Source organism: Aquamicrobium zhengzhouense (assembly GCF_016124105.1).
Taxonomy (GTDB): domain Bacteria; phylum Pseudomonadota; class Alphaproteobacteria; order Rhizobiales; family Rhizobiaceae; genus Aerobium; species Aerobium zhengzhouense.
On the sequence record NZ_JADGMQ010000006.1, the window covers coordinates 54,986 to 70,038 of the forward strand.

Consider the following 15,053-nt stretch of genomic DNA (forward strand, 5'->3'; position numbering starts at 1 on the left):
AAAGGGGAAGGCTTGCATCTCGCATCGGCGGTGCCGGTTACGCTGCCTTGTCGGCCGTCGGGTACGGATTGAACCGGTCGTAGAAGGTTTCGCCCTTCTCGGCCATGTCGGCCAGAAGCTTCGGTGCCTTGAACTGCGGGCCATACTTGGCTTCGAGGTCGGCAGCGAGCTTGAGGAACTTTTTCATGCCCATGCCGTCGATATAGCTCAGCACACCACCCGTATACGGCGCGAAGCCGAAGGCGAGGATCGAGCCGACATCCGCTTCGCGCGGGTCGGTGACGATGCCTTCTTCCATGACGCGCGCAGCTTCGAGCGCGATGGTGACGAGGAAGCGCTGCTTGACCTCTTCGACGTCGAGCGAATCGGCATCCTGCTGCGGGTAGAGCGTCTTGAGCTCTGGCCACAGATGCTTCTTCGCCGGCTTTTCCGGATAGTCGTAAAAGCCTTTGCCGTTCTTGCGGCCAAGGCGACCATGCGTGTCGACCATAGTGTTAATCAGCTTGAACTGTTCCGGATCGACCGCCTTCTCGCCAAGATCGCGAATGGTCTGCTTCATGATCTTCTGCGCGAGGTCGATGGCGGTTTCGTCTGTCAGCGCCAGCGGGCCAACCGGCATGCCGGCCATGCGCGCCGCGTTCTCGATCATTGCCGGCGGAACGCCTTCGATGACCATCTGGAACGCTTCAGCCATGTAACGCAGGACGCAGCGATTGACGTAGAAGCCGCGGGTGTCGTTGACGACGATCGGCGTCTTCTTGATCGCGCGAACATAGTCGATCGCGGTGGCAATCGCCTTGTCCTCGGTCTTTTCGCCCAAAATGATCTCGACCAGCATCATCTTGTCGACCGGCGAGAAGAAGTGGATGCCGATAAAGTTGGCCGGACGCGACGAGTTCTGTGCCAGCGCCGAGATCGGGATGGTCGAAGTGTTGGAGGCGAAGATTGCGTCGGCAGCGATGACGGCTTCGGTCTGCTGCGTCGCGCCCTTCTTGACTTCGGAATCCTCGAACACGGCCTCTATGACGAGGTCGCAGCCTTCAAGGTCCTTGTAGTCGACGGTCGGCGTGATCAGCGAGAGAAGCTTCTCTTTCTGTTCTGCCGTGGCGCGGCCTTTCTTGATCGCGCCATCCATCAGGCCCGCCGAATGCGCCTTGCCCTTTTCGGCAGCGGCGATATCACGGTCGAGCAGGACAACCGGAATTCCGGCCTTCGCGGTGACGAAGGCAATACCTGCGCCCATGAAGCCAGCGCCAAGAACGCCGATCTTGGTGAACTTCGATTCCGGCACGCTTGAGGGACGACGTGCACCCTTGTTCAGCTCCTGCAGCGAGACGAACAGCGAGCGGATCATCATGCGCGCTTCGGTCGAGCGCAAGATCTGCGCAAAGTAGCGCTGCTCGATGCGAAGGCCGGTGTCGAATGGAACGAGTAGACCTTCATAGGCTGCACGCAGAATCGCAGCTGCACCCGGATAGTTGCCGAAGGTTTCGCGACGCAGGATCGCGATTGCCGGCGGCCAGAGATTTGCGCCCGCTGCCGAATAGACCGGGCCGCCCGGAAGCTTAAAACCCTTTTCGTCCCACGGTTGAACCGGCTTGAGACCGTTCTTGATCATCGCCTTCGCAGCGTCGATCAGCTGGTCCGGCGCTGCGATCTCCTGGATCAGGCCCATGCTCTTCGCCTTCTTCGGCGTCAGGTTCTGGCCGGAGGTGAGCATCTGCAGGCCCGACTGCGGGTCGGTGAGGCGCATCACGCGCTGGGTGCCGCCAGCGCCCGGGAAGATGCCAACCTTCACTTCAGGCAGCGCCATCTTGACCTTGTCGCTGTCGGCAGCAACGCGCCCGTGGCAAGCCAGCGACAGCTCAAACGCGCCGCCCATGCAGGTACCGTTGATCGCCGAGACCCACGGCTTGCCCGAAGTTTCGAGCTTGCGGAACAGCCACGTCATGCGACCGGCATTGTCGAACAGGAAGCGCATCGCTTCTTCTTCATTGCCGCCGCGCTTGGCTTCATAGAGGCCGAGCATTTTCTGCAGCATGGTGAGGTCCGCACCGCCGGAGAAGGTCTCCTTGCCCGAGGTGAAGACAACGCCCTTGACCGCTTCATCAGCGGTGGTCTGGTCGACGATCTGTTCGAGTTCGTTCATCACCTCTTCGGTGAAGACGTTCATCGACTTGTCGGGCATGTTCCAGGTGACGAGCGCGATGCCATCGCTGTCGGTCTCGACCGTGAAATTGGTGTAGTTCGCCATTATTCTGTCTCCTCCGCCCAGCTCAAACGCGCTCGATGATCGTTGCGGTGCCCATGCCGGCGCCGATGCACAGGGTGACAAGCGCGGTGTTGAGGTCGCGGCGCTCGAGTTCGTCGAGAACCGTGCCAAGGATCATCGCGCCGGTTGCGCCGAGCGGATGGCCCATGGCGATCGCGCCGCCATTAACGTTGATCTTGTCGTGCGGAATGTCGAAGGCCTGCATGTAGCGCAGCACTACCGAGGCAAAGGCTTCATTGAGTTCGAAGAGGTCGATGTCGGCAAGCGACATGCCGGCCTTGTCGAGCAGCTTCTTGGTCACGTCGACCGGGCCGGTCAGCATGATCGCCGGTTCCGAGCCGATGTTGGTGAAGGCGCGGATGCGCGCGCGCGGCTTGAGGCCCATGGCCTTGCCGGCATTTTCTGAACCCAGCAGAATGGCAGCCGCACCATCAACGATGCCCGACGAGTTGCCGGCATGGTGGACGTGGTTGATCGCCTCGACTTCCGGGTGACGCTGGATCGCGACAGCGTTGAAGCCACCCATCTCTCCGGGCATGACGAAGGACGGGTTGAGCGAGGCGAGCGACTGCATGTCGGTGCCAGGACGCATGTGCTCGTCATGGTCGAGAATGGTCAGACCGTTCTGGTCCTTGATCGTTATGACCGAGTTCTTGAAATAGCCCTGTTCCCACGAATGGGCCGAGCGACGCTGGCTTTCGACTGCGTAGGCGTCGACGTCATCGCGCGAGAAACCATACTTGGTGGCGATGAGGTCAGCCGAAACGCCCTGCGGGACGAAGAAGCCTGGCAGGCCGACCGACGGGTCCATGAACCATGCACCGCCCGACATGCCCATGCCGACGCGGCTCATGCTTTCAACGCCGCCCGCAATGACGATCTCGTCCGAGCCGCCGGCGATCTTGGCTGCACCCAGGTTGATAGCATCAAGGCCGGACGCGCAGAAGCGGGAGATCTGCATGCCCGGCGCCTTGTTGTCGTAGCCGGCTTCAAACGCCGCCGAGCGCGGGATCACGGAACCAGCTTCGCCAACGGGATCAACACAGCCGAAGATGATGTCGTCGACGGTCGAAGTGTCGAGGCCGTTGCGGTCGCGAATTGCTTCCAGCGTCTTTGCCGCAAGGCGCACAGCCGGAACTTCGTGAAGCGAGCCATCCTTCTTGCCGCGACCGCGCGGGGTACGCACCGCGTCATAGACAAAAGCGTCTGCCATCAGTCTCTCCCTTGGTTTGCCGGCCACAACGCTCAGAGCGTGCGGGCGATCAGCAATTTCATGATCTCGTTGGTGCCACCGTAGATCCGCTGGACGCGGGCGTCGCGGAACATGCGGGCAATCGGGTATTCGTTCATGTAGCCATAGCCGCCGAAGAGCTGCAGGCACTGGTCAACGACCTTGCCTTGCAAGTCCGACAGCCAGTACTTGGCCATCGAGGCGGTGGCCGGATCGAGTTCGCCGCGAATGTGGCGCGCGACGCAGTCATTGTAGAAGACGCGGCCAACCGTGACCTCGGTCTTCAATTCCGCCAGCTTGAACTGGGTGTTCTGGAAATCCATCACCGACTTGCCGAACGCCTTGCGCTCCTTGACGTAATCGATTGTCAGCGCCAGCGCCCGTTCCGACATCGCCACAGCAGTCGCACCGATCTGCAACCGCTCCTGCGGCAATTGCTGCATCAGCTGGACAAAACCCTGGCCTTCCTCGTCACCAAGAAGATTGGCAGTCGGCACGCGAACGTCGTTGAAGAAAAGCTCGGAGGTGTCGTTCGACTTGAGGCCGATTTTGTCGAGGTTACGGCCGCGCTGGAAACCTTCGAGGCCTTCAGTTTCGACCACGATCAGCGACGTGCCCTTCGCGCCCTTTTCCGGGTCGGTCTTGGTGACGACGACGATCAGGTCGGCCATCTGGCCGTTGGTGATGAATGTCTTGGAGCCGTTGATGCGGTAGTGATTGCCGTCCTTTTCAGCGCGCGTCTTCACGCCCTGAAGGTCGGACCCGGCACCGGGCTCGGTCATGGCAATGGCGCCGATCATCTCGCCCGACGCCATCTTTGGCAGCCACTTCTTCTTCTGCTCTTCCGAGCCATAATAAAGAATGTAGGGCGCGACGATAGAGTTGTGCAGGCCGATGCCAAAGCCATCGACGCCGACATGGCTGATCGCTTCAAGGATTGCGCTCTCATGCGCAAACGTGCCGCCAGCCCCGCCATATTCTTCCGGCATCGAGGCGCAGAGCAGACCATTGGCACCCGCCTTCAGCCAGCTCTCGCGGTCGAAGATCTCGTTCTTCTCGAACTCTTCATAACGCGACGCAATCTCAGCCTCGAGAAAGCGCTGCGCCATGTCGTAGATCATGCCGACCTCTTCATCCGCCCATGCGGGCTTGGGAAGGTTGAGAACTTCTGCAGGCTGGATCGTCACTCAATAGCTCCTGTCGCCGAAGATATGGGAGGCCTGTCCCGCGTTGGACAGGCCGAGGCGGCACAAACTCTAGAACGCATCCTCTGGCAGGGCCATCATGGAATCGGCGCCAGCCGAAATGCGCGCGAGGTGCGCGGCGGTCTCGGGCATGATGCGTTCCATGAAGTAGCGACCGGTGACGAGCTTGGCCTCGTGGATCGAAGACCCGCTGCCATCCGCGATCTTCTCCTGCGCGGTCTTGACCATGCGTCCCCACATGTAGCCGAGCGCGACAAGGCCGAAGAGGTGGAGATAGTCGGTCGAGGCAGCGCCGGCATTGTCGGGCTTCTGCATCGCGTTCTGCATCAGCCACATCGTCGCCGCCTGCAGGTCGTTGAGACCCTTCTTGAGGCCCTTGGTAAACGGAGCCATGTTTTCGTCAGCGCGGTTGGCTTCGCAGAACTCGCCGACCTCCTTGAAGAAGGTCTGCACGGCGCGACCACCGTTGAGCGCCAGCTTGCGGCCGACGAGATCGAGCGCCTGAATGCCGTTGGCACCTTCGTAGATCATGGCGATGCGGGCATCGCGCACGAACTGGCTCATGCCGTGTTCTTCAATATAGCCATGGCCGCCAAAGACCTGCTGCGCCATGACGGCGTGCTCAAAGCCCTTGTCGGTGAGGACGCCCTTGATGATCGGGGTCATCAAGCCAAGCAAATCGTCGGCTTCCTGCTTGTCGGCCTCAACGTCCGAGCGATGGGCAACGTCAGACTTCAGCGCGGTCCAGAGGATGAGCGCACGGCCCGCCTCGTTGAAGGCGCGCATGTTCATCAGGTTGCGGCGAATGTCCGGGTGGACGATGATGGGGTCGGCCTTCTTGTCCGGCGACTTCGCGCCTGAGATCGAACGGCCCTGCAGGCGCTCCTTGGCGTAGGCGACGGCGTTCTGATAGGCGACCTCGCCAAGCGACAGGCCCTGAAGGCCAACGCCGAGACGCGCTTCATTCATCATCACGAACATGGCCTTAAGGCCGCCGTTCTCGGCACCGATCAGATAACCCTCGGCTTCGTCATAATTCATGACGCAGGTCGAGTTGCCGTGGATGCCCATCTTTTCTTCGAGCGAGCCACACGAGACGGCATTGCGCTCGCCAAGATTGCCATCGGCGTCGAGCTTGAACTTGGACACGATGAACAGCGAGATGCCCTTCACGCCCTCTGGCGCACCTTCGATGCGCGCGAGGACGAGATGGATGATGTTCTCGCTCATGTCGTGCTCGCCCGCCGAGATGAAAATCTTCTGGCCGGAAATCTTGTAAGCGCCGTCGCCGGTCGGGACTGCCTTGGTGCGAAGGAGCCCAAGATCCGTGCCACAGTGCGGCTCGGTGAGGTTCATCGTGCCGGTCCAGACGCCTTCAGCCATCTTCGGCACAAAGGTCTGCTTCTGCTCGTCAGATCCATGTTCGAGGATTGCTGCGATCGCGCCCTGGGTCAGGCCCGGATACATCATCAACGCCATGTTGGCGGACGACATGTACTCGGCGACGGCTGTGTGCACGGTGTAGGGCAGGCCCTGTCCGCCGAACTCTTCCGGGATCGCCAGCGACATCCAGCCGCCTTCGCGATACTGGTCATAGCCGTCTTTAAAGCCCGTCGGCGTGGTGACGGAACCGTCGGCGTGACGCACGCAACCCTCGTGGTCGCCGACCTGATTGAGCGGATGGATGACGTTTTCGGCGAGCTTGGCCGCCTCGCCCAGGATGGCATCAAGCAGATCCGGCGAGGCGTCGGCGAAACCCGGCAGGTTCGAATAGCGTTCGTAACCGAGAACGTCGTTCAGGATGAAAAGGGTATCCGCAACAGGCGCCTTGTAGGTTGTCATGAAATCCTCCTGGCCAACGGTCCATGCCGAATATGGAGCGATATTGCATCGCGGCGAGGCAAAGCTAGCGAAATTTGACGTTTGCGTAAACGTCAATTGTGCGCCGGATGGCAACATGTGACGATCAAGTTGGCGGAAGACAAAAAAATGGGCCCGCCAGTGGCGAGCCCATCCAGTTCAGATCTGGGGAAGATCTTATTATGCGGCAGCTGCCTGAAGACGAGTAGCCAGAACAGCTTTCCAGTCATTCATTGCGTTCTGAAGGTCGCGCATGGCCTCTTCAACGCTTTCGCGCTGCTTTTCCAGCTTGACCATCTGACGCTCCGACTTGTCGACAAGCGTGCGCAGCTGCTTGATATTACGTCCCTCTGGATCATAGAGGTCCATGATCTGCTTTACCTCGCGCAGCGAGAACCCAACCTTACGCCCGAGCATGATCAAGTTGAGACGAGAAATGTCACGACGTGAGTAAAGGCGAGTGTTGCCTTCGCGCTTCGGCGATATAAGCCCCTTATCTTCGTAGAAACGAAGAGTACGAAGCGTTACGCCGAACAGGTTGGCCATATCTCCGATGCGGATGTAATTGTCGGATACCTCGGAAGCACTGGCTAAGCTTTCGCTGGCCGGCATCATGTTCATCATTTTACATTTCCCCATACTCGCGCCCGCGGATGCGGAACGCAAATTTGGATACCCTTGGGGCGAAAGGCATCCGGCTAAATGCTCGTCCGACCGTGAGGTCAGCGATTGGTCGGGGGTATAAATGGGCGGGATTTTTGCTGCAAGTGCGAAAAGACGCCGCTAGGTCACATTTTCTTTAACAGGTGAAAAAAGTCGCAGCGGCACGATCTGTTGTCCGAAGCTTAAGAAGCATGGTTAACGTGTTGTTTACCATGCCGGGTAGAAGGTGCGCGGTAGTCGGTGTGCCGTGAGATCATGTCTACTGTCGATCACGGTTTTTCATCGGGGGATACGCCGAAGGACGGACAGGGCCAAAGTGGCCCCGATCTGGATGGCGCTTCGGGCTTAGGTTGAAAAACGTGCCGGAATTTCCGGCCGATATGGCGGTAGCGGACGTTTCGATGAACAACAGGCGCTCTTATCTTGATTCGGTAAACGCGGGACGGCGTCGCCGTTCCAGCACGTCTCTAGAGCAGCTGAATGAGACGTTGGCCGAACTCGAGAACCGAATCCGTCGGCCTATCGCGCCGAGTGATGGTGAGTCTCTTTTCGGACGCAGCCGCCACTTTGATGGCGCAAGGCAGCATCAGGATGACACGCGAAAGTGGGATGAGCTGGCACGCCGCGCCGCGCCGCGGTCGGATCATCCCATGGTGGATGAGCTTCGTTCGCTTCGTGAAGAGGTGCGAACGCAGATGACCACGGGGCTTCGGCGCGAATTTGCCGAGCTTCGCCAGGAGATTGATCAGGCGCTGCAGGGAAGTGGAGCAGTTGCGGACGCTGGCGAGCTCAAGGCCGAATTCGAGCGGCTGTCCGGGATGATCCATCGCCTCGCCGAGCAAAGTGATGATCGCCAGATCAACCTTTTGCGGCAGGAAATGGAAGGCGTGAAGAGCTCGCTCGGCAAGCTGGCGCGCGAAGAGACCGTGCAATCCTTCGACCGCCGCTGGGACGAGCTTGATCGCCGCTGGAATGACATCGCGGCCAAGGTATCTGCTCCCCAGGCCGGTCCGCATGATGGCGCAGTCCTCGATGCACTTTCTCACCGTCTTGAAACTATTTCGGCGGCCGTGGAGAAGCTTCCGAGCTCCGTCACGATGCGCTCGCTCGAAGAGAAGATGAAGATCCTTGCGTCGGCAGTCGATCAGTTCGCCCACCAGCAGGATCGAGTCAGCGCAGCTACCTTGGAAGCGATTGAAGAGCGACTTGACGAGATTTCCCGCGCGGTCGCGGCTTCCTCCGCCGTAGCATTTTCGCCTTCTTTCGATCCTGAGCCGTTCGAGCGGATCGAGGCGCGAATTTCCTCGCTTGCGCGCCAGCTGGTTTCAATTGTCGAAGAGAATCCGGCCAACGCTTTGGCGGGCCAGCTTGCCGACCTTGGGGTTCGCGTGGAGGAGATCGCGCGTCGGGTCGATATGCCTGACGACATGGTCAGCCGGTTGGCGAGCCAGATCGACGTCATCTCGCGCAAGCTTGATGAGACGCAGGCAGGACCTGACGTCGAGACGCTGCTTGAAGGGATGGAACGTCGTTTTGTGAATGTCGCCTCAATGCTGGAGCAGCGACAGGACGATGCGGTCGAGCAGGGCCGAGCGCTGTTCCGCGACCTTGAGCGTCGCCTCGATGATGTGACGGTACATTTGGGTGAGCGCGAGCCTTACGGCGATGCACTGGCGAGCGACCACATTCTCCAGGCAATGGATGAGCGTTTTGCCGAGCTTGCAGGCCGTCTTGAACGACAGCCAATCGTCGAAGCGGGCGCGGCCAGCGTCGACACGGAGTTGCTGCGCAGTCTTGAGGCCCAGATTGCGGGGCTGACCGCGCAAATTTCGAGCCCAGACTTCGCGCAGATCCATCCGCGCCTGGACCGGATCGAGGATACGATTGAGGATAACCGCCGGCTGGTCGTCGAGGCTGCTCGCCTTGCGGCAGAGGAAGCCGTGCGTAACATTACGCCCGGAACTGCTGATGACGCGGTCATCGCGACGCTGACAGACGATCTGAAGACGCTTGAGGCGCTGGCGCGTCGCTCCGATGAACGCAACACGAAGACGTTCGAGGCGATCCACGACACGCTACTGAAGATCGTCGATCGGCTCAGCATGCTCGAGAGCGCTCAGGAAGAACAGCATGAGCGCCGCGAGAAGGTTCGCAATACCTTGCCCGAGACGCCATCCTTCGCTCCGGCTGAAGATGCGTTGTCGCTTGCGCCTGATGCCCATGAGATGAGCGCGGCTGAAGCAGCGCTTGAGGGGGCTATCGAGACGGTTCGCGCCGCAGATAAGGTCGTCGATACCGAGCCGAAGCGTTCGATGCTGTCAGGCCTTGCCAAGGCGTTGTCGGGACGGAAGGCGAAGCAGACCGCTGAAAGCGAGCCCGTTGCTGCGACGCCTTCAATGCCAGCAGCTGAGGTTCCGGAGTTCTCTGCGCCTTTGTTGGAAGCAGAGACTGCGCTTGATCCGCAGATTGCCAACGAGCCGCTGGTACCCGGATCGGGCGCGCCGGACCTGAACGCGATCATGAAGCGCGTCCGCAGCGCCAAGACTGCTGCTCCACAGGCAGGCGACGCGGAAATCGCCAAGGCCGATTTTATCGCTGCCGCGCGGCGGGCTGCTCAGGCTGCAGCTGCAGAAACGGATCCGTCGAAGGCGGGCGAAAATGGCAAGGGTGAGAAGAAGGGGACGCGAAGTCTTTTCGGCAAGAGCCGGGCGCCGCTCCTCGCGGGTGTCGCTGTCGTCGCTCTGACCATCCTTGGTCTGCAAATTGGGCGTACCATCGTCGCAGATGACAGCCAGGCGCTGCAGCTGAACTCCGGAAACGCCGAGGAGGGTGCCGTCGCACTTCAGGGCGAGACAGGTACCGAGGAGAATCTCGTTTCCGAGCAGTCGGCGGTGCTCGAAGAACCTGCGCGGCCGCAGCCCGATCCTGCCGGCGACATGGCGTGGCTTGACCCGACCATTTCCAACGCGCTGCCCGAGGTCGAGGAACCCCCAGCGCCGGTTGAACAGGTCGCCTTGCCAGCCGAGCCGAGCGCTGAGGAAGTCGCAGCAATTCCGGTCAACGCTGGCCCCATAGCACTTCGCGAGGCCGCGGCGTCCGGAGATCCGAAGGCCCTGTTCGAGATTGCCAGCCGCTATGCGGAAGGTCGCGGCGTTGAAGCCGATATGGCTGAGGCGGCCAAATGGTACGAACAAGCTGCCGATCAGGGGCTCGCCCCCGCCCAGTACCGCATTGGCAACCTCTACGAAAAGGGGATCGGCGTCGAGCGCGATGTGGCCAAGGCAAAGACCTGGTACCAGCTCGCTGCGACGCAGGGCAATGCGAGCGCGATGCACAATCTCGCAGTTCTCCACGCCATGGGCGCTGACAAGGTTACAGACCACGATTCGGCCGCCAGATGGTTCCTGGAAGCCGCAGAGCGGGGCGTCCGCGACAGCCAGTTCAACCTTGGAATTCTGGCGGCGAAAGGCGTCGGGATGAAGCAGAACCTTGAGGAAGCCTACAAATGGTTCGACCTCGTCGCTCGCGCCGGTGACAAGGATGCTGCCGAAAAGCGCGATGAAGTAGCAAAGGCGCTCAGCGCTGAATCATTGCAACGCGCGCGTAACGCAGCTGAACTCTGGGAGGTGCGTGAGGCCGATCCTGAAGCGAACGCGGTCGAAATCCCTGACAGCTGGAGCGAAGGCAGCGAGACCACTGCGAGCATCGATATGCGGCAGGCAGTGCGCAACATCCAACGCATCCTCAACGCGCAGGGCTTTGATGCCGGAGCCGAAGATGGCGTGATGGGCGAGCGCACCCGGGAAGCCATCACCGCTTTTCAGAAGGCAAACGGAATTCCTGCGACTGGCGAGGTTGATGAGGTGCTGGTGCGCAGTCTTCTTGACCGCCGTGGCGCTTGATAAGCAGCATGTGGTAATGGCCGCGGTCACTTTGCTAATCTGGTGATCTTCGGTCGCCCCCGGCCGCCGATGTTTCGGTAACGCCCATTCTCCAGGAGGGAGATGATGATAAAGGAATTTCAGGAGTTTATCGCCAAGGGTAACGTCATGGACCTTGCGGTTGGCGTGATCATTGGCGGCGCGTTTGGTCTGATCGTCTCCTCGCTTGTCGATGACATCATCATGCCAATCGTCGGGGCCCTTTTCGGCGGCTTCGATTTTTCCAACTATTTCCTGCCGCTGTCGTCAGAAGTCACTGCCAACACGCTCGCCGCAGCGCGTGAGCAGGGCGCAGTCTTTGCCTATGGCAATTTCCTCACCGTGATCATCAATTTCATGATCCTCGCCTGGATCATCTTCCTGATGGTCAAAGGTGTGAACTCGATGCGCCGCCGCCTCGAAAAGGAAAAGGCTGCAGAGCCGGCAGCACCGCCTGCGGAAGACGTCAAGCTGCTGACCGAGATCCGCGACATTCTCGCGACGAAGTAAGTCTAGCGTCTTTAACAAAAAGCCCCGGTTGCGACGCAGCCGGGGCTTTTTCGATGTTTATACTAGGAGCGGGCGTCTCAGCCGCCAGCTTGCGAGACCACCAGCGGTACGATGCGGTCCGAGCGAGCAGGTTCTCGCGGAGCCGCGACGTCGCGGAACGGGATGCCGAGGGCAGTCCAGGTCTCGACCAGCGCATCTTTCAAAACGTCGATCAGCGCATCGTCGTGGCACGGCGTTGGCGTGATACGCAGTCGCTCCGTCCCGCGCGGCACCGTCGGGTAATTGATCGGTTGGATGTAGATGTTGTGCTTCGCCAGAAGACGGTCGCTCGCCATCTTGCACAGCTCCGGATCGCCAACCAGCAGCGGAACAATATGCGTTTCCGACGGCATGACCGGCAGGTCGGCGGCGGCAAGAACGTCCTTGGTTCGCTGGGCCTGACGTTGCTGGCCCTCACGCTCCACGCTGGAAGCCTTGAGGTGGCGGATTGACGCCGTAGCAGCGGCAGCAATCGACGGCGGCAAGGCAGTGGTGAAGATGAAGCCCGGCGCGTAGGAGCGCACGGCATCGATGACTTCGCGCGTGCCGGTGATGTAGCCGCCAAGCGCACCGAACGCCTTGGCGAGCGTGCCCTCGATGACGTCGATGCGGTGAGCCAGGCCGTCGCGCTCGGTGATACCGCCTCCGCGTGCGCCATACATGCCGACTGCGTGGACCTCATCAATGTAGGTCATCGCATTGTACTTTTCAGCGAGCTCAACGATCTTCTCGATCGGCGCAATGTCGCCGTCCATTGAGTAGACGCTCTCGAACACGATCAGCTTGGCGCGTTCCTTGCCGGCTTGCTGCAGCAGGCTTTCCAGATGCGTAACGTCATTATGGCGGAAAATCTTCTTTTCCGCGCCGGAGCGCCGCACGCCCTCGATCATCGAGGCATGGTTCAACTCGTCCGACAGGATCAGGCAGTTGGGCAGCAGGCGACCGATTGTCGAGATCGCGGCTTCATTGGAAACGAAACCCGACGTGAAGACGAGACCAGCTTCCTTGCTGTGAAGATCGGCCAGCTCTTCCTCAAGTTCCACCAGCGGGTGGTTGGTCCCTGAAATGTTGCGCGTACCGCCGGCTCCGGTCCCCATGCTTCCAGCAGCGTTCTGGGATGCAGAGATCACATCGGGATGCTGACCCATGCCGAGGTAATCGTTCGAGCACCAGACTGTAATCTCGCGCGCCTCACCCTCGGAACGCCAGATCGCCTGCGGGAAACGACCCACAATACGTTCAAGATTGGCAAATACACGATAGCGGCGCTCGTCATGGAGCTGTGCGATCGCTTCCTCAAAAAATCGCTGGTAATTCATCTCGCCTACCAAAGAATGCGGCCGGAAAATAGTACCGCCAAGGCGCTGCGTCCACGTACTGTTTACGGTCAAATTGCCACGCCGGATTGAGCCCAGATTAGCTCTCTGCACCGCCTATCCATTTGATCTGACGCAACTGGAGACAATTTTTCCGGAACAATCCCATCGGACTGGCGTTCGCAAACTGGGGTCCGTCGGGCCCTACTGTTGTGTCAGCACATCAGCAACGATCAAAAACAGGAGATCTCCCGGAACCGTGTGTGGGATTTGTGGTGAAGTACGTTTCGATGGCGCGCAGCCTTCTGCGATAGCTCAAACGAGAATGATGGACGCTCTCGCGCCCCGCGGGCCGGATGGTTCCGGTCTTGCCATTCATGGCAATGTAGCGCTCGGACACCGTCGGCTCAGGATCATTGATCTGTCCGAGAAGGCCCGACAGCCAATGGTAGACGCTGAGCTTGGGCTCGCGATCGCCTTTAACGGCTGCATCTACAATTATCCAGAATTGCGCGAAGAACTTGAAGGCAAGGGATACCGGTTCTTCTCGAAGGGTGACACGGAAGTCATCCTCAAGGCCTGGCATGCGTGGGGCAAGGAATGCGTGAAGCGCTTCCACGGCATGTTTGCCTTTGTCTTGCATGAGCGCGACAGCGGGCGGGTCGTGATGGCCCGAGACCGGTTCGGCATCAAGCCGCTTTATCTTGCTGAGACACCACACTCGATCCGGTTTGCGTCATCTCTGCCTGCGCTTTTGCGCGCGGGTGACGTCGATACCTCTATCGATCGCGTCGCGCTCCACCACTACATGACGTTCCACGCGGTGGTGCCGCCGCCTCGCACGATCATAAAAGGTGTTCGCAAGCTTCCGCCGGCAACTATCCGCGTGATCGAGCCAGATGGCAGTCGCGAAGATTCAGTCTACTGGGCGCCGCCCTATCAGCGCGATCCGCAATACGCATCGCTGAAATCCGACGACTGGCGGGACATGGTGCTCGACGGTCTTCGCCGCGCCGTACGCCGCCGTATGGTCGCTGACGTGCCGGTCGGAGTTCTGTTGTCCGGTGGCGTCGATTCCAGTCTCATCGTCGGTATTCTGGCAGAGGAAGGCCAGCACGGGCTTGCGACCTTCTCCGTGGGCTTCGAGGAAGCCAATGGCGAAAAGGGCGATGAGTTTCAGTATTCCGACCTGATCGCGAACCGCTACGACACCGACCATCACAAGATTTTCGTCGGGTCGGACCGGCTGCTTGAGGCGCTGCCAGGTGTAATCGGGGCGATGTCGGAGCCCATGGTGTCCTATGACAATGCCGGGTTCTACCTGCTCTCGCAGGAGGTCTCGAAGCATGTGAAGGTGGTCCAGTCGGGGCAGGGCGCGGACGAAGTTTTCGGCGGTTACCATTGGTATCCGCCCCTTGCGAATTCAAACGATGTCGTTGGCGATTATGCCCGCGTGTTCTTCGATCGCTCGCACGAAGTTCTTAAGAGCCAGGTCAATGCCGACTGGTTGCCGAGCGACGATGTGAGCCGTCAATTCGTCGCGGATCATCTTAACGCGCCCGGTGCCGACACCCCGGTTGACGCGGCGCTACGCCTCGACAGCCATGTGATGCTGGTAGACGATCCGGTCAAGCGCGTCGACAACATGACGATGGCTTGGGGACTGGAAGCGCGCGTACCGTTTCTGGATCATGAGCTTGTTGAGCTGGCTGCGAACATCCCGCCTGAAGAAAAGCTCCGCAGCGGCGGCAAAGGCGTGCTGAAAGACGCAGCGCGGCTCGTTGTTCCGCACGAGGTGATCGATCGCCCCAAAGGTTACTTCCCCGTCCCGCAACTGAAATATGTCGACGGCCCATATCTTGAGATGGTGCAGGACGCACTCAACTCCCGCGTGGCACGCGAGCGAGCAATCTTCCGCGACGATTATCTGAACGATCTTTTTGCCAACCCCTCCGATCACATTACGCCGCTGCGAGGATCGGAACTTTGGCAGGTTGGCCTTCTCGAAATGTGGATGCAGAGCCATGGGATATAGTC

The 15,053-nt window shown here is 60.1% G+C and carries 9 protein-coding genes; 3 read left to right on the forward strand and 6 right to left on the reverse strand.

Annotated elements, in window-relative coordinates; genetic code table 11:
* Positions 1–37: 37 nt before the first annotated feature.
* From IOD40_RS10360 to IOD40_RS10380, 5 genes are all read right to left on the reverse strand, one after another.
* Positions 38–2,254 (reverse strand): 3-hydroxyacyl-CoA dehydrogenase NAD-binding domain-containing protein, encoded by a 2,217-nt coding sequence (locus IOD40_RS10360; protein ID WP_198476476.1) that lies wholly within the window; start codon positions 2,252–2,254, stop codon positions 38–40.
* Positions 2,255–2,276: 22 nt separating this feature from the next.
* Entirely contained in the window at positions 2,277–3,485 is a 1,209-nt protein-coding gene (locus IOD40_RS10365) for an acetyl-CoA C-acetyltransferase (protein WP_198476477.1), read from the reverse strand.
* Positions 3,486–3,517: 32 nt separating this feature from the next.
* Complete coding sequence (locus IOD40_RS10370; protein ID WP_325099707.1) at positions 3,518–4,690, reverse strand: acyl-CoA dehydrogenase family protein; 1,173 nt, start codon at positions 4,688–4,690, stop codon at positions 3,518–3,520.
* 69 nt (positions 4,691–4,759) lie between these two features.
* Entirely contained in the window at positions 4,760–6,550 is a 1,791-nt protein-coding gene (locus IOD40_RS10375; RefSeq protein ID WP_198476478.1) for an acyl-CoA dehydrogenase, read from the reverse strand.
* A gap of 198 nt (positions 6,551–6,748) precedes the next feature.
* Positions 6,749–7,189 (reverse strand): MerR family transcriptional regulator, encoded by a 441-nt coding sequence (locus tag IOD40_RS10380; RefSeq protein WP_198476583.1) that lies wholly within the window; start codon positions 7,187–7,189, stop codon positions 6,749–6,751.
* Between the two features lie 422 nt (positions 7,190–7,611).
* Between IOD40_RS10380 and IOD40_RS10385 the strand changes: the two genes are divergently transcribed.
* On the forward strand, positions 7,612–11,133 hold the full coding sequence (locus IOD40_RS10385) for an SEL1-like repeat protein (protein ID WP_233713933.1): 3,522 nt from the start codon (positions 7,612–7,614) through the stop codon (positions 11,131–11,133).
* A 105-nt stretch (positions 11,134–11,238) separates the two neighbouring features.
* The gene (gene mscL, locus IOD40_RS10390; RefSeq protein WP_198476584.1) at positions 11,239–11,661 is read left to right on the forward strand and encodes a large conductance mechanosensitive channel protein MscL; all 423 of its coding nucleotides are present in this window, start codon (positions 11,239–11,241) and stop codon (positions 11,659–11,661) included.
* Positions 11,662–11,738: 77 nt separating this feature from the next.
* On the opposite strand, the gene hemA is transcribed toward mscL, so the two are convergent.
* Positions 11,739–13,019, reverse strand: coding sequence for a 5-aminolevulinate synthase (hemA, locus tag IOD40_RS10395; RefSeq protein WP_198476480.1), 1,281 nt, complete (start codon positions 13,017–13,019; stop codon positions 11,739–11,741).
* A gap of 256 nt (positions 13,020–13,275) precedes the next feature.
* On the opposite strand from hemA, the gene IOD40_RS10400 reads away from it, so the two are divergent.
* Positions 13,276–15,051 (forward strand): N-acetylglutaminylglutamine amidotransferase, encoded by a 1,776-nt coding sequence (locus IOD40_RS10400; protein WP_198476481.1) that lies wholly within the window; start codon positions 13,276–13,278, stop codon positions 15,049–15,051.
* The last annotated feature ends 2 nt before the right edge of the window (positions 15,052–15,053 follow it).